The 14560-nt window shown below is 60.7% G+C and carries 15 protein-coding genes and 1 tRNA gene; 4 read left to right on the forward strand and 12 right to left on the reverse strand.

Going from position 1 to position 14560, the window contains the following annotated elements:
* Window positions 1-73 precede the first annotated feature (73 nt).
* Window positions 74-901, reverse strand: a complete 828-nt coding sequence (locus V6L75_RS11530) for a YdcF family protein (RefSeq protein ID WP_334251663.1) — start codon at window positions 899-901, stop codon at window positions 74-76.
* Window positions 902-1140: 239 nt separating this feature from the next.
* On the opposite strand from V6L75_RS11530, the gene V6L75_RS11535 reads away from it, so the two are divergent.
* Window positions 1141-1548 (forward strand): hypothetical protein, encoded by a 408-nt coding sequence (locus V6L75_RS11535; protein WP_334251664.1) that lies wholly within the window; start codon window positions 1141-1143, stop codon window positions 1546-1548.
* Between the two features lie 69 nt (window positions 1549-1617).
* On the opposite strand, the gene V6L75_RS11540 is transcribed toward V6L75_RS11535, so the two are convergent.
* The 11 genes from V6L75_RS11540 to V6L75_RS11590 form a co-directional block, all read right to left on the reverse strand.
* Window positions 1618-2232: an ATP-dependent Clp protease proteolytic subunit gene (locus V6L75_RS11540; protein WP_334251665.1), complete on the reverse strand. Its 615-nt coding sequence runs from the start codon at window positions 2230-2232 to the stop codon at window positions 1618-1620.
* A 149-nt stretch (window positions 2233-2381) separates the two neighbouring features.
* The gene (locus V6L75_RS11545; protein ID WP_334251666.1) at window positions 2382-3011 is read right to left on the reverse strand and encodes a GGDEF domain-containing protein; all 630 of its coding nucleotides are present in this window, start codon (window positions 3009-3011) and stop codon (window positions 2382-2384) included.
* A gap of 782 nt (window positions 3012-3793) precedes the next feature.
* Window positions 3794-4966, reverse strand: coding sequence for an isovaleryl-CoA dehydrogenase (locus V6L75_RS11550; RefSeq protein WP_334251667.1), 1173 nt, complete (start codon window positions 4964-4966; stop codon window positions 3794-3796).
* Between the two features lie 36 nt (window positions 4967-5002).
* Entirely contained in the window at window positions 5003-5452 is a 450-nt protein-coding gene (locus tag V6L75_RS11555; protein ID WP_334251668.1) for a GNAT family N-acetyltransferase, read from the reverse strand.
* Window positions 5453-5477: 25 nt separating this feature from the next.
* Window positions 5478-5924, reverse strand: coding sequence for a PaaI family thioesterase (locus V6L75_RS11560; protein ID WP_334251669.1), 447 nt, complete (start codon window positions 5922-5924; stop codon window positions 5478-5480).
* 25 nt (window positions 5925-5949) lie between these two features.
* Window positions 5950-6348 (reverse strand): MerR family transcriptional regulator, encoded by a 399-nt coding sequence (locus V6L75_RS11565; protein ID WP_334251670.1) that lies wholly within the window; start codon window positions 6346-6348, stop codon window positions 5950-5952.
* Window positions 6349-6440: 92 nt separating this feature from the next.
* Window positions 6441-7919, reverse strand: coding sequence for a magnesium transporter (mgtE, locus tag V6L75_RS11570; RefSeq protein ID WP_334251672.1), 1479 nt, complete (start codon window positions 7917-7919; stop codon window positions 6441-6443).
* Window positions 7920-8090: 171 nt separating this feature from the next.
* Window positions 8091-8396: a YARHG domain-containing protein gene (locus tag V6L75_RS11575; RefSeq protein WP_334251673.1), complete on the reverse strand. Its 306-nt coding sequence runs from the start codon at window positions 8394-8396 to the stop codon at window positions 8091-8093.
* A gap of 8 nt (window positions 8397-8404) precedes the next feature.
* Entirely contained in the window at window positions 8405-9679 is a 1275-nt protein-coding gene (locus tag V6L75_RS11580) for a DUF2254 domain-containing protein (RefSeq protein ID WP_334251674.1), read from the reverse strand.
* Window positions 9680-9827: 148 nt separating this feature from the next.
* Window positions 9828-9912 (reverse strand) — tRNA-Leu (locus V6L75_RS11585).
* Between the two features lie 212 nt (window positions 9913-10124).
* Window positions 10125-10391 (reverse strand): FliM/FliN family flagellar motor switch protein, encoded by a 267-nt coding sequence (locus V6L75_RS11590; protein ID WP_334251675.1) that lies wholly within the window; start codon window positions 10389-10391, stop codon window positions 10125-10127.
* Between the two features lie 156 nt (window positions 10392-10547).
* Here V6L75_RS11590 and lipB point away from each other — a divergent pair, with 156 nt between their 5' ends.
* From lipB to V6L75_RS11605, 3 genes are all read left to right on the forward strand, one after another.
* Window positions 10548-11276: a lipoyl(octanoyl) transferase LipB gene (gene lipB / locus V6L75_RS11595; RefSeq protein ID WP_334251676.1), complete on the forward strand. Its 729-nt coding sequence runs from the start codon at window positions 10548-10550 to the stop codon at window positions 11274-11276.
* 155 nt (window positions 11277-11431) lie between these two features.
* Complete coding sequence (locus tag V6L75_RS11600) at window positions 11432-13447, forward strand: bifunctional metallophosphatase/5'-nucleotidase (protein WP_334251677.1); 2016 nt, start codon at window positions 11432-11434, stop codon at window positions 13445-13447.
* A gap of 313 nt (window positions 13448-13760) precedes the next feature.
* Entirely contained in the window at window positions 13761-14405 is a 645-nt protein-coding gene (locus V6L75_RS11605) for a hypothetical protein (protein WP_334251678.1), read from the forward strand.
* The last annotated feature ends 155 nt before the right edge of the window (window positions 14406-14560 follow it).

Raw genomic sequence — 14560 nt, forward strand, 5'->3', positions numbered from 1 at the left:
AAGTCATCAAGATAGGAGCCCGGGGCCGCGTTGGGAAGATGGCTAGCGCTTCACCAGTGCGTTCACACCAGCTTTACAGATCTTCAGGCGAGGGGAAAAGGGACGAACTGCGTCCGCTCAGCCAGTATACGGCGAGGCCGACCCATTCCTTGACGGCGATATCAACTCGCAGAAAGCCCTCGGATGACGAGCCGAACGGGCGCCAGAAATCTTGCGGGCCACGGGTACGCCAGTCGACCGGATAAGCGATGACGCCTTCCCAGCCCGCCTGCCGGAACACGCCCATGGCGCGCGGCATGTGATAGGCAGACGTCACCAGCAGGAACTTTTCGCCCGGCTGCGGCGACAGCAGAGCACGTGTTTCCACCGCGTTCTGCCAGGTGTTGCGTGAGCGGTCTTCCATCACGATCTGCTTCGTATCGATGCCGAAGCCTTCAAACACGCGCTCCGCCGCTACGGCCTCGGTCGTGGCGCTGGCAAAGAGCAGGCCCTCCCCGCCCGAATGGACAACCTTCGCCTGCGGATAGCGCCGTGCCAGCTCAGGCACCACCGTGAGGCGTTCGGCCGCCATGGTGATCCCGGGATAGGGCCTTGAGCTTGAAATCGTCGTGTCGAGCGCGCCGCCCAGCACGATGATGGCGCTTACCTCGTCCGGAAGCGTTTCCGGGGCGGGAAATCTGTCCTCCAGCGGAATGGTGATGATGTTGCCAAAGGGCGAAAGGCCAACCAGAAGATAGAGAAAGATGCCGGCTCCGCTGAGAAAAACCCCGGTCTTGCGCAGACGGGAGACAAGCAGGCAGACAAAACCCGCACAGAAAACGAGCAGGATGAAATTCGACGGACGCATGAAAAAGAAGGCAATCTTGGAAAGATAGAAAAATACGTTCTCAGCCAGTTCCATGTCCGCGTCCGCCTCGCTCCTGTGACCGCCCCGCGCCGCTTGTAGCGCATCGCACTGACTGCCGCATGGCAAAAACCTCAAGAAGAAGGGAGATCCCCTGCCCGATGCGCCTAAGTCTGTCATTTCTGACAATTTTAAAGGATTGCTGCAAGCCGTGACCCAAATCACAGGCCTGCAAAGCCACCTGACGCACTCTCTTCCCCGGCTGAACACTGGGCATTTCAGCAAGGGCAGAGATCATGACACTTTATATCGAACTGGGCGGACGTTCCGTCATCGAGCGTGCGGTGCGGCAGGTTCTGAATGTGCGTCTGCAGAACACCTCGCGGCCATCAGACGTCATGCTGCCGCATCAGGCCGAGTTGCTTCGCGAGGATCTGACGGAGTTCCTGATCTTCCTGTTTGGCGGCGCACCGTTCTACGAAGGGCCAGCCATTCACCACGCCTTCTCGTATATCTGCAACTCCCATTCGGCCTTTGACGAGGTGCGGGACATGTTCATAGAGGAATTGACGCTACGTCCGCAAACGGCCGGGCTGCGGCCGCAGGTGCATGCTGCGCTGGAGCAGATCCGTCATCATGCGGTTCGTCAGCCGCATCCCGCACAGATGCAGGAACGGCCCCAGTTACAGGCGCGATCCTTCTGATCACCCTCCCGAATGCAAAAAGCCGCCGGCAGAACCGGCGGCTTTCGCTTGTCAGGGCGAGAGCCCTGATTACTTCACTTCATCAGCGCTGCTGACGACCTTGCCGACGAGGCCATAGGCGATGCCCTCTTCCGGGCTCATCCAGTAGTCACGGTCGGTGTCCTTCTCGATACGCTCGATCGGCTGGCCGGTGGCATCGGCAAAGATCTGGTTCAGGCGGTCGCGCATCTTGATGATTTCGCGGGCCTGGATCTCGATGTCAGTCGCCATGCCGCCGGCACCGCCGGACGGTTGATGAAGCAGGAAACGGGTGTTCTTGGTGCAATAGCGGCGCTCTTTCGGCACCGACACATAGATCAGCGCGCCAGCACTCGCCACCCAGCCCATGCCAAGGATACGGACTTCCGGGCGGATGAATCGGATGGTGTCGTGGATCATGTCGCCAGATTCGACGTGGCCACCCGGAGAGGACACGATCACCGTGATCGGGTCGCCGGAAACCTGAGCCAGAGCCAGCAGGCGGGCGCAGACGTCACGGGCCAGTTCCTGGGTAATCGGCCCGGTGATGAGGACGGTACGCGCATCGAACAGATGCTTGTCGACCTGAACCGACTGCGGCGTCTTGGTCTTCTCGTCCTCGTCATCATCGAGACGGGCCGGCACCGGATTCATATAATTGCTCATGCGCAGGAAAGCTCCATTGTCACGGTGCGCCGGCAGGGCCGGCACGGGTTCTCATAGGCCCATACTTAAGCGAAGCGTTGCCGCCCCGCAATGAAGACACGCATTTAGACACACAAGGGTTATCAACTGGGCAACAACGGCGGCTATCTTCAGGACTGCGCGCCCGGCAAATAGTCACAGGTTTCAGCGCGGACAATGGATGACGATAACCCGGCATCCTGGCCGCCTGCGGAATTCCTGCCGTGCTGGCCGTCAACCTCGACACAATCGCGGCCCCTGCGTTTTGCAGCATAAAGCGCCCAGTCTGCGCGCTGCAGGAGACCATCCACATCGGCGGCCTCCACCGGCATGATGCCGATACCGGTGGACACGGTGATCCTGAAATCGGGGGCGCCGCCCAGCATGGACAGAACGCGGGTATGCACACGAAGCCCTTCGGCCAGCCCATATGCTGCGTGTGCGGCCTCGCCCGTCAGAAGACAGGCAAATTCCTCACCGCCAATGCGGCCAGTCAATCCATGCGGCCCCAGCCGGTCCCGCATCAACTGGCTGAAGGCCTGCAGCACAGTATCGCCACCAGCATGGCCGAAACGGTCGTTGACGGTCTTGAAGTGATCAATGTCGCACAGGATCATGCAAACAGGCATGCCTTCCCGGCGGGCTGCTTCAAGTGCTGACGAAGCTGCGCTGCGGAAAGCGCCCCGGTTCAAGAGGCCAGTGAGAACATCCTCCTCAGCCTGACGCCGGAGATCCTGCAGATGTCCATGATGAAACAGCATTGCTCCTGCCAGAATAGCAGCCGACGAAAGAAGGATTGCCACGAGGAACTGAAAGATACTCCCATGCGCACCTAAGGCGGAAAAATACTGTGCCGTCTCGGGGGCGGAAACCATGAGGGCCATGCGTGCCCCATGCATAACCGCCGCAGCACTAAAGAGAACTACGAAGACAACGCGCGCATGCCTTGTCAGCAGTAATGCACGCTGAAACTCGAACGCCGTGAGGGCAGAAACGAACATGAGGATGAAAGAAAGCGACGTCAGGCGCAGCGTCACGTTCTCGAGAAACCCGGGAATGATGCAGAGGGCATTCCACAAGATGATAGGGCTTAGGATGGCAAGCAGCGATGTTTGACGGCCCGAGAAATGACGGGTTGCCGCGTAGCCAAGGCCTGCCCCCAGACACAGCAGAGAATGCCCCAGGTGAAGCACCCAAAGCCCTGTCAGGCTCTCACGTGACGCCAGCAAACCAAAGCCCGGCGCCCGCACAAACAGACTGACAGACCATAACAGAACACCCGTATGCTCACGTTCAATGCGCCACTGACGGAAGAGCTGAAGACCGCCAGCTAAAAACAGGCAGGCGAACACAACCAGCATTGACGGAGTATCAATGGTCAAACCAAACCCCTGGACCTTATTCAGGGGCAAGTTAGGCTCGTAATTTTTAGCAATAAGTTAAATCAGTTCAGCCTGTTATATTTTTTTCATCATCCACTGAATCAAGGCTGGGGCAACACTGCCCCTTGCGGCCGCAGTTAGCTGCTCCCAGCCTCGACCTTTCACGCGGTCTTGTTGAAAATCTCCCGGCCGATCAGCATGCGGCGGATTTCGCTTGTCCCCGCTCCAATCTCGTAGAGCTTGGCATCACGCAGCAGGCGGCCCGTCGGATAGTCATTGATGTAACCGTTGCCGCCCAGCAGCTGAATTGCATCCAGCGCCACTTTCGTCGCGTTTTCGGCAGCATAAAGGATGGCGCCAGCCGCATCCTCGCGCGTGGTCTCGCCCCTGTCACAGGCTTGCGCCACGGCATAGACATAGGCCTTGGTCGCGTTCATGGTCACATACATGTCCGCCACCTTGCCCTGCACCAGCTGGAAAGTGCCGATGGGGGCGCCGAACTGCTGGCGCTCGTGAACGTAGGGGATGACCACATCCATCGCCGCCTGCATCAGCCCGATGCAGCCCGCCGCAAGGACCGCACGCTCATAATCAAGGCCGGACATGAGCACGTTGACGCCCTTGCCCACCTCGGCCAGCACATTTTCCTCCGGCACTTCGCAGTTCTCAAAAACGAGCTCTCCGGTCTCGGAGCCGCGCATACCCAGCTTGTCCAGCTTCTGCGCCACCGAGAAACCCTTGAAGCCCTTCTCGATGAGGAAAGCCGTGATGCCACGCGAACCAGCGGCCGGATCTGTTTTGGCATAGACGATCAGCGTATCGGCGCAGGGCCCGTTGGTGATCCACATCTTGGTGCCATTGAGCACATAGCGGTCACCCTTCTTGTCAGCCCTCAGCTTCATGGACACCACATCCGAGCCGGCACCCGGCTCGGACATGGCAAGCGCGCCCACATGCTCACCGGTGATCAGCTTGCCGAGATACCGCTTCTTCTGATCCTCATTGCCCCAGCGGCGCAGCTGGTTGACGCAGAGGTTGGAATGGGCGCCGTAGGACAGGCCAATGGAGCCCGAAGCACGGCTCACCTCTTCCATGGCGATGCAGTGCTCCAGATAGCCAAGCCCTGCCCCGCCCCACTCCTCTTCCACGGTGATGCCATGCAGGCCGAGGTCTCCCATCTCGGGCCACAGCTCACGCGGAAACCAGTCGTCCCGGTCGATCCGGGCCGCGAGCGGCGCGATGCGGTCCTGCGCATAGGAGCGCACGCTGTCACGCAGCATGTCGGCGGTCTCGCCGAGGTTGAAATTGAATGACGGAAAGTCGTTGCGGATCATGGGCTTTTCCTCCAGTCGCCCGGCCCTCCCGGCCGTTCAGCGGGTGTATTTGATGAAAGGGGTGGCATTGCCGACCCGGTCGTAGAGCAGGCGGGCCGTAGTGTTGAATTCCTGGGTCAGCCAGTAGACGTAGGACGTCCCCTTGGCATCGGCTGCGGCATAGACCGCCTCGATCAGCGCCCGGCCCACGCCCTGCCCGCGCACGGACGGGTCGGCGTAAAGATCCTGCAGGTAGCAGTAAGGGCCTTCGGTCCAGCAGGACCGGTGAAAGATGTAGTGGACGATGCCAACCAGCCGGCCAGCCTCATCCACGGCACAGAGCCCATGCGGGTCCTCGTTGGGCATCATCAGCCGCGACCAGGTGAGGTCATATTGCGACTGCGGCTTTTCGGTTTCGTAGAACGCGAGATAGGCTTTCCAGAGCTCCGCCCATTCAGCACGGTCCTCAGGTTGAAGCGGGCGGATGGTGATTGCTGCTTGCGTCATCGTTCCTCACTTGCCTGGCTGATGCCTAGTCCTCGACGCCCTCAAGGCAGATCATCGAGAACAACCCGGTGGCCACGTGGATTTCCCTGTCTCCGGTCACGCCATAGACATCCGAGCGGCAGATGGTCAGCGTGCGGCCCGGCTTGATGACGCGCCCCCGCGCCACCAGCTTCTCGCCCTTGCCGGGATTGAGCAGGTTGATCTTGAATTCTGTGCTGAGCACGCCGGTGCCCGCGGGATAGAGTGACAGGGCGGCATAGCCGGCGGCGCTGTCGGCAATCGACGTCGTGGAGCCAGCATGAAAGAAGCCGTGCTGCTGGGTCAACTCGCTCCGGTGCGGCATCTCGATATCCACTTCGCCGGGCGCAAGATGGCTGAGGCTTGCGCCCAGATGGCCCATGAAGGGCTGACGGGCGAAGCTCCTGCGGACCCTCTCCTCCCAGAGCGGATCACGCGGCTCGAATGCTGTCATGGTTCCTCCTCCCGGTTGACGATCCTCAATTCGTATCCGGCTGAACGCCCAGTTCATCCAAACGCGCCAGACAGCCGCGCTCGACTTCGGTCAGTTCAGCAAGCGTCAGCTCGATGTCATTGCGCTTTTCTTCCAGCTCTGCCCGCCGTTCGGCAATCTTGCGCATGAGCAGCTGCAGCTGCCCGGCCTCCCCCGGGGCCTTGCCGTACATGCCGATGATTTCGCTGATTTCGGTCAGCGAGAAACCGAGGCGCTTGCCGCGCAGGATGAGCTTCAGCCGCGTCCGGTCTGCAGGCTTGTAAAGCCGCTGGCGGCCGCGCCGCTGCGGCGTGATCAGACCTTGCGCCTCATAGAAGCGCAAGGTGCGGGTCGTGATCCCGAACTCCTGCGTCAGCTGGGTGATCGTGTAGAGCCGCGGTTCCATGAAGCCTCCATCTTGCAATCAGCTTCATGGACGTTTACGTCAAAGTCAATCAGATTATTTATATGTTTTAATTTCAATGAATTACAAAAAAATCAAAGAGGCAATTTGAACCAGAGCGCAGCAATGCCGAGGAAGGCAAAGAAGCCAATCACGTCCGTGACCATGGTCACGAACACGCTGGACGCTATGGCCGGATCCGCCTTCAGCCGGTCCAGCGTCACGGGGATCAGCAATCCGCCCAGCCCGGCGCAGACAAGATTGACCATGATGGCTGACGCAATGACAATGCCAAGGCCCGGCATCTCGAACCAGACAGCCGCCGTCACGCCCACCAGCACCGCAAGCGCTGTGCCGTTGATAAAGCTCACCATCACCTCACGGCGCAACACGCGCCAGATGTTGCGGGTGTCCAGCTCCTGCGTCGCCAGCGCGCGCACGGCGACCGTCATGGTCTGGGTGGCCGCATTTCCTCCCATGGACGCGACAATGGGCATCAGCACCGCCAGCGCCACCATGGCCTGGATCGTATCTTCAAAAACAGAAATCACGCTGGCCGCCAGAAGAGCAGTGCCGAGGTTGACGATCAGCCAGACGATGCGCGAGCGGGCGATGGTGATCACGGTGTCCGAAATCTCTTCGTCACCCACACCGCCAAGGGCGCGCATGTCCTCTTCAGCCTCTTCCTGGATCACGTCCACGATGTCATCGACGGTCAGCACGCCGACAAGACGGTCACTGTCATCAACAACAGCCGTAGCCACGAGGTTGTAGCGTTCGAAGAGGCGTGCGACCTCCTCCTGATCGTCAGTTGCCCGGACGCGCTTGAGGTCGTCCTGCATGATGTCGGACACCTTGGCTGCGCGCTGCGTCCGCAGGATCTTGTCCAGCGCCACGGCACCGGCCAGCCGGAAGCCCGGATCGACCACGTAGATCTCGTAAAAGGTATCGGGAAGATCCTTGTCTTCGCGCATGTAGTCGATGGTCTGCCCGACCGTCCAGAATGGCGGCACGGCAATGAAATCGGACTGCATGCGCCGGCCGGCGCTGTCTTCGGGATAATCGAGCGCACGTTCCAGCTGAACGCGCTCGGACAGCGGCAGCTCATCCAGAATGGCGGCCTGATCTTCCGCATCCAGATCCTCGAGGATGTAGACCGCATCATCCGAATCAAGCTCGCCAAGCCCCTCGGCAATGTCGGCTGCGGGCAGCTCCTCCAGCAGGCGGACGCGCACTGCCTCGTCCATTTCCGTCAGGGCGGCATAGTCGAACAGGTCGCCCATGAGACGCACGAAGACCGGGCGTTCAGCCTCTGGCAGAGCGTCAATCAGCTCGCCGACATCAGCTTCATGCAGATCACCGGCAAGCGCGCGCACGGATTCGCTATCCTGCGCTGCAACAGCTTCGGCGACAGCCCTGATGAAGGCTTCGTTCAGCCAGCCATCTTCACCATGGACTGGGATCTCTGCGTCATGAAACGGCCTGACGTCATTCCCCTCCGGCAAGTTGGAGGGATTTGGCATGGAATCAGGGGCAAACTCAGGTCCTGCGTCGTTTTTGCCGGCGTCAGTCATGGCTCCCTCCTGTCATGCGCACCCATCGGACCGGAGGCAGCGGCCCGCGCCTCACACCTAGCGGTCTTGTGCTGCTTTGGCTATTGAAAACCGGACAATTTCAAGCGTCCACCGGGAGTTTTCACACGGCGGTTGCGGCACTGCACCATTGCTGCAGACAGACTGGCCGGATCACCCTGGCTGACAGCCCTTGGCAGCTTCAACCTGCCGGACACTGGCCAGATAATCCCGCACCTCGGAGGCGAGAATCCCCTCGTCCGGAGACAGGCATCTCTTGTTGCGGAAGAAGGCCCTCAGTTCCCGGTCGCCTCTTGGGCAGACGCCGCCCTCTGCCCGGATCTTCTCGCGCAGGTACCAGAGCTGATCACAGCCAAGACTGTAGAGCTCCTCTGGCGACTTCTGCATGTTGCGCCGCTGCGCAGCCGACACGAAACCGGCCAGCATGCCGCCAAGCATCAGAAGAAGAACTCCCGTCATCACCCGTCTCATGCCACCGCCTTGCCTTCCGCAGCCACCTGCACCTCCGCAGCAATTTCACCAACGCGTTTCCGGTCAGCCTCAATCACGAGCGCAGCATCGGAAAACTGGCAGGCAATCCTGGAGAGAAGCGCCGCCTCCTGAGCAGCCTTCCCGCCCTCCATCTGTGCCAGGGCAAGAAAGGCTTTCTGCAACCGGACGCCAATCGCCACATTCAACGCGCCATCCCGGGCGATGCCCCAGAAGAGATCCTCGAACATGTCGCAAAGCCTCAAGGCAGGAACATGGACACGCGGAAACTCGACCTTGCCGTCCTGCGCGCGATCCATATCAAGCCATTGGCCCATCAGCCGGAGACCCGTTCCAATCACGTCGATTGCCGTTCCGGGATCATTCACGGCCGGAGACAGGGCGCGGCAGGCAATTTCGCTCAGGACTACAAGCCCGAAGCGCGGGTCCTGATCGAATGAGCGCTCATCACCAATGGTGACGGCTGCAATAAGCGCTGCGCAGGCCTCCTCGTCCGCATTGCCGGTCACATGCATCAGCGGTTGGACACTGTCGTTGAAATGCCCCGGCAAAACCTGGAGATGGACGTCCAGCTTGCGGTCCTCGGCAATCCGCGACAGTCCAGCCATATCGATGTACTGAATGTACCCGATTGCGGGTGAGAGCAGCGGCTTTCCATGGGGCAGGCCTGCTTCCGCGTCCATCGGGCACCCGCCAAGACAGGGGGCAAGCCCGCGGGCGCGCATGGCGCCTGCGGTAGCGCGCTCCACAAGGTCGATTGTCTCCCCCACACGGCCCAGCCTCGACAGGTAGTTGATCCAGCCGATCAGCACCACGACGATCAGAACGACCACACCAAGCGTCGCCAGAAACAGTACCAGCCGCCCGCCGCCGCCATAAAGTCCGCTGGAAAGCCCGATGATTCCCGCCAGGCTGAACAGAAAGGCGCCGATGAAAACGGACAGTGCATTCTGTGAGGTATTGTCCCTCAGCATCAGCTTGTTGGCACGCGGCGTGGTGGAGCTGGCTGCCGCCGAATAGGCAGACACCATGATGGACAGAGAGAAGGTGGTCACGGCGAGCATGCTGCTGGCGAGAATGTCCAGAATGCCCGAAACAGCCTCCGCTTCTACCTGTATGAAGCGCGGCAGACTGCCAGCCTTGTCCACCATCGCGCCGCACAGAGCCACACCCACGGCGGCCAGACAGAAGAACCAGACGCGCACCCAAAGCCGCTGGCCGTATTGCTGCAATATCCAGCGCCATTTGCTCATGAAGCCGCCTTTTCGCAAGATGAAGCCGCGCCTTGATGCGGCTCCGGCACTGCGACCTTAAGGCAAGGAAGCGGGAACACAAACCCGCGCCAGAAAAGCATAAAGCCGCCGAGGTTTCCCACCGGCGGCTGTCAGCCTTTTGAAGAAATGGTGCGGTCGAGAAGACTCGAACTTCCACGGGTTGCCCCACAGCGACCTCAACGCTGCGCGTCTACCAATTCCGCCACGACCGCGATTTCTTCATTTCCCCGCCGCAATCAGCGTCGAGGCGCCCCATGTAGCAAATCGGATTCTGGGGCGCAAGGGGCATCACTGCATTATTTTCAATCTACCCGAAAATGCCGTGAGCCTGTGGGTAACTTTTCTACCAACCCCCGGAAACTCAAGGGATTTCGAGGACAAACCAGAGGCATGGCAAAGAGAATCCACCGGCGGTCTGCCTGCCTCACAATGGCCCGTCTGTGCGCATAGGCCGGGCTTCCGGCGCGCGCATGAGCACCTCTGTAATGGAAATGCCGATCCTCTCGCCCAGAAGCACCACCTGGCCCTTGGCCACCAGCGTGTTGTTGGCGTAGATCTTCACATCGTCCTCTTCGGCGACATCCAGGTCGATCACCGCACCGCGGCCCATGCGCAGCAACTGATGAACCGGCATCTGTGTTGTGCCCAGCACCACGGAAATGTCGACGGTAATGTCATCGAATGTGGCCATTTTGCTTTTCCGTCCGGACTTCCGCCTGTACAAGTCTGCTGTCTTGACGGCCTTGCCCCTGTTCCGGGGCCTGGGCCGCCGCTCCCGGCACTTTGCCTCGACACCAGTTTAGCCTGACCACAGGGCGCAAAGCCACCGCCAATGCAGCCTGACCCCATGCAGATCACCGGCCGTTCCGAACTCGTCCCCGATTTTCATCCACTGCCCGGCAGCCCGGCAGTGGAGTGGCGCATATCTGACGAGCCTGTCCCCTACGAGGAGGCCATGGCCTTCATGGAGAAGCGCGTCGAAGCGATTGCGGCGGGCGAGGCAAATGAATGCGTCTGGCTGCTGGAGCACCCTCCCCTTTACACGGCTGGCACCAGTGCAAGGCGCGAGGACCTGCTGATGCCGGACCGGTTCCCTGTCTATGACGCCGGGCGCGGCGGGCAATATACCTACCACGGGCCGGGCCAGCGCATTGCCTATGTGATGCTGGACCTCAAGCGCCGACGGCAGGATATCCGCGCCTTCGTCGCGGCGCTGGAAGCCTGGGTCATCGGCTCGCTCTGGCAGCATCACGTGCGCGGCGAGCGGCGGGAGGACCGGGTCGGCGTATGGGTTCGGCGCCCGGACAAGGGGCCGGACGTGGAAGACAAGATCGCGGCCATCGGCATCCGTGTGCGCAAGTGGGTCACCTTCCACGGCATCAGCCTGAACGTCGATCCGGATCTGGAGCATTTTTCCGGCATTGTGCCCTGCGGCGTGGCCCAGCACGGAGTGACCAGCCTTGTCGATCTGGGCCTGCCGGTGACGCTTCCCGAGGTCGATATTGTTCTGCGGCAGGAATTTGAAAAGCTGTTTGGCACCTCAACCAGCACAACTGATGAATTGAAAGCCATCTAATTAAATAAAGCCACAGATGGAGGTTGTATTTATTCAACTGGAAAAATATATTTCAAATACATAACTTCGGCAAACCTGTCACATTAAGTTCAATCACAGATCATAGCTCTTCGCGGCCCGCTATTTCGCGAGTACTACCCAGGAGAGTAGATCTCATGTCTACGACTGAACAAAACATGAGCCGCCGTGACTTCCTCAAGTCGACTACGGCAGCGGCCGGCCTCGCCGCATTGTCCACGATGATCGTCTTCCGCGCCAATGCGGCTGCGGGTCCTGGCGAACTGCTGATGAGCCCGGCCGTCCCGAATCCCAAGGGGGCATTCGAGCGCCTCTTCCTGCTCAAGGGCGATCCTCTGGCCGGTCCAGTCCGCACCATCGTCACGGAAACCGGCAATCCGGTGCCTGCCCCATCGCTCGCTCCGGGCGAGCGCCGTGTGCTTCGCCTGATGCATTTCAACGACATGCACAACCACCTGACCGACCAGCACAGCAAGAAGGGCGACACGCACCGCCTGTCCCAGATGGTCAAGATGGTTCGCGAGACGCGCGCCGCAGCCAGCGACTCGGAAGCTGTGTTCTTTGTATCCGTCGGCGATGATCACACCGGTTCGGTGTTTGACGAACTTGTCGGCTGGTCCCCGGAAGACTTCGTCACCGATCCGGCATACCGCGCCTATTCTGCCGCCGGGCTCGACATCGCCGTTCTTGGCAATCACGAATTTGACCGTGGCGCAGAGCTGCTGCGCATGGGGCTGAAGCGCGATGCCACCTTCCCCGTGCTCTCGGCCAATGTGCATGGCTCGGCCTTCCTCGACCGCGATGAGGACTATGTCTGTGCCGCGATTGCCGAGGCCAAGGGTCTTCGCGTCGGCTTCATCGGCCTGACCACTGCCGTGGACACCCGTGTTGGCCAGCCCTCCGACCCCAGCCTTGCCGTCGCAAGCCCGGTGGCGGCCATCCGCAACGTGCTGCCCGCTGTCGCCGAGGTTTGTGACGTCGTGGTGATACTGTCTCACTGCGGCTTTGGTTCAGGCTCGCACCGGTCAGGCAAGGCCGGTGCGGCACGCATGATCGGCGAAGGCGACCTGGACATAGCAGCTGCGGCCGGTCCTTTGACCAGCAAGCCGATTGTACTGCTTGGCGGCCACTCTCATACCATGCTCAACAACAGCGGCATCGACACGGACAACGTTGTCGAGGGCGTTCTCATTGCGCAGGCAGAAGCCAACGGCAAGTTCCTGGGCGACATCAGCATGTCCATCGCGGCCGAGAACGGCCGCAAGGCCTGGTTCTCGTCCGTGAGCCTGCATCCGGTCAAGAACCGTGACGATCGCGTCAAGGCGGATGAGCCCTCCTATGCCTCCCTGGAGCATGAGGGGGACTATGACGCTGCCTTCGAGGCAGAAACCATCGCGCCGCTGTTGAAGGCTCTCGAATCCAAGCTTGCCGAGGAGATCGGTCAGGTCAGCGATGATGAGCTCGTCTCGACCGAGCGCACACTCGCAGACCGCTATATCCGTGAAGTGGCCATCGCCAATTTCATGAATGACGCCCTGGTCCAGCGCTCCTCGACGTTCCCGGGAGGCCAGATCGACATTGCTCTCTTCAATGCCACCGGACTGCAGACCGGAATCAACCAGGGGCCGCTAACGTTCAAGGCCTGGTATGATGTCATGCCCTATGCGGACAATGTGCATGTAGCCACCATGACCGGTGCGCAGATCCTCGAGATGCTGGACAACAATGCCAAGCGCTTCGTCCGGCCAGAGGAACTGGCGGCGGGCACACTGGATCTCACCCAGTTTGTGTCCCGCGGTCTTCTGCATTTCTCAAGCGCCCTGCGCTACAGGGTTGACCTCGGGGCCTCGGCCGCGCAGGCCAAGGCAGTGGACGTCACGATCGCCGGCACACCCATCGGCAGCGTGCTCGACAAGACCTTCAAGGTCGCCTTCAATACCTATGTGTCACTCGGAGCCTTTGGAGAAGCATGGAACGGCAAGCCGGTCTCTGGCGGTGTTCCCGGCGATATTCCCAGCATGGATCTTCGCAAGCTGGATTATGATCATACCGGCCTCGTGTACCGCAACGAGATCATTGCTCATATTCGTGACCTGAAGGTCATTTCAGCAGAAACCGGCGCCCGCCTTGACGGGCGGCTTGTCATCGGCTGACGCATCGCGCCTTGAAGTGCGCAAGCCTTTGCGGCGCAAGACATGCATCCCAACCCGCTGTCCGGGAGCCCCCCGGACAGCCCCAACTGCGCCTCATCTCTCTCGGGACCTTCTATGATCGCGCGCGTCGCCGGTTCAGGACCGGACAAGGCACGCGCTCGTACAAAACACCGGAAATCCGGGCTGTGGCGCAAGCCTGCCGCAAGGTTCATCAGCATATATAGCAAGGGCCTGCCGAATCCGGTCCCGCACCCTTTGGTGCGGGCTCGAATCTACGCTGCCTGTGACCTCTTTACGGAGATCTTTGCCGCTCATGGACCTGGTGTCACCAAGCCCCACGCGTACCGAATACATTCATGATGACCGGACCCAGACGCGCGTCGCCATGGTCATCATCGGGTTCGGAGCGGCTGCCTGTGTCGTGGGAAGCCTGCTGGCCAACAGCATATGGCCGGCAGTGCTCGCCAGCCTGATCTCCGGCTCCATCATTTTGCGGCTGCACCTCCAGACGGCCCGCACCCGTGTCATTTTCGATACGCATGGCAACAAGCTGCTCCTGGAGCACCGCACGCCCTCCGGCCGCCTCCTCGGCAGTGGACGGTATGAGCTTTCCAGCCTGGAAAATGTCGTTGTCGAGAAAGCTGGTCCCTTGCACAATTTCATGTCACGCAAGGTTTGGCAGCGTCCGGTGATGATCATCGCGGGGCAGCGCGTCCCCCTCACCTACCGCAGCTTCGAAACCGGCAGCGGCACGGAAGAGATCATAACGCAATTGCGCGACCGCTTTGGGCTGCCGCGCTCTGCCCGTTCCATGGTGGAGCAGGAGGAGCCAGGCTTCATCGAGGTCAAACAGTCCCGCGCCAGCCGGGAGGCAAAACCGGACGAGGACGAAGACAATCTGACCGCCATTGCCAAACGCGCCCGGGCAATCCGCGAGCAGAGCCTTGGGGACGCATAACGTCCGGCCTGCAAGCCACTTCTCTTCGTAGCTGACACATCTGAGCTGAAGCTTTCCTTTTGGGACTGGCGGCGCTTGCCGCTCATGACAGGCCTCAGAACGAATTTACACGGCCGCTGCCCAGGGCAGCGCGCCGATTGCCGTGTTTGCACAAG

The sequence above is a fragment of the Pannonibacter anstelovis genome, from assembly GCF_036881715.1.
Classification (GTDB): domain Bacteria; phylum Pseudomonadota; class Alphaproteobacteria; order Rhizobiales; family Stappiaceae; genus Pannonibacter; species Pannonibacter anstelovis.

Coding starts and splice junctions, on each gene's coding strand:
- V6L75_RS11600 (WP_334251677.1), top strand. CDS start 11,432: ATGTCTACGACTGAACAAAACATGAGCCGCCGTGACTTCCTCAAGTCG.
- mgtE (WP_334251672.1), bottom strand. CDS start 7,919: ATGACTGACGCCGGCAAAAACGACGCAGGACCTGAGTTTGCCCCTGAT.
- V6L75_RS11605 (WP_334251678.1), top strand. CDS start 13,761: ATGGACCTGGTGTCACCAAGCCCCACGCGTACCGAATACATTCATGAT.
- V6L75_RS11565 (WP_334251670.1), bottom strand. CDS start 6,348: ATGGAACCGCGGCTCTACACGATCACCCAGCTGACGCAGGAGTTCGGG.
- V6L75_RS11540 (WP_334251665.1), bottom strand. CDS start 2,232: ATGAGCAATTATATGAATCCGGTGCCGGCCCGTCTCGATGATGACGAG.
- V6L75_RS11545 (WP_334251666.1), bottom strand. CDS start 3,011: ATGCTGTTTCATCATGGACATCTGCAGGATCTCCGGCGTCAGGCTGAG.
- V6L75_RS11550 (WP_334251667.1), bottom strand. CDS start 4,966: ATGATCCGCAACGACTTTCCGTCATTCAATTTCAACCTCGGCGAGACC.
- V6L75_RS11560 (WP_334251669.1), bottom strand. CDS start 5,924: ATGACAGCATTCGAGCCGCGTGATCCGCTCTGGGAGGAGAGGGTCCGC.
- V6L75_RS11555 (WP_334251668.1), bottom strand. CDS start 5,452: ATGACGCAAGCAGCAATCACCATCCGCCCGCTTCAACCTGAGGACCGT.
- V6L75_RS11530 (WP_334251663.1), bottom strand. CDS start 901: ATGGAACTGGCTGAGAACGTATTTTTCTATCTTTCCAAGATTGCCTTC.
- V6L75_RS11590 (WP_334251675.1), bottom strand. CDS start 10,391: ATGGCCACATTCGATGACATTACCGTCGACATTTCCGTGGTGCTGGGC.
- lipB (WP_334251676.1), top strand. CDS start 10,548: ATGCAGATCACCGGCCGTTCCGAACTCGTCCCCGATTTTCATCCACTG.
- V6L75_RS11580 (WP_334251674.1), bottom strand. CDS start 9,679: ATGAGCAAATGGCGCTGGATATTGCAGCAATACGGCCAGCGGCTTTGG.
- V6L75_RS11535 (WP_334251664.1), top strand. CDS start 1,141: ATGACACTTTATATCGAACTGGGCGGACGTTCCGTCATCGAGCGTGCG.
- V6L75_RS11575 (WP_334251673.1), bottom strand. CDS start 8,396: ATGACGGGAGTTCTTCTTCTGATGCTTGGCGGCATGCTGGCCGGTTTC.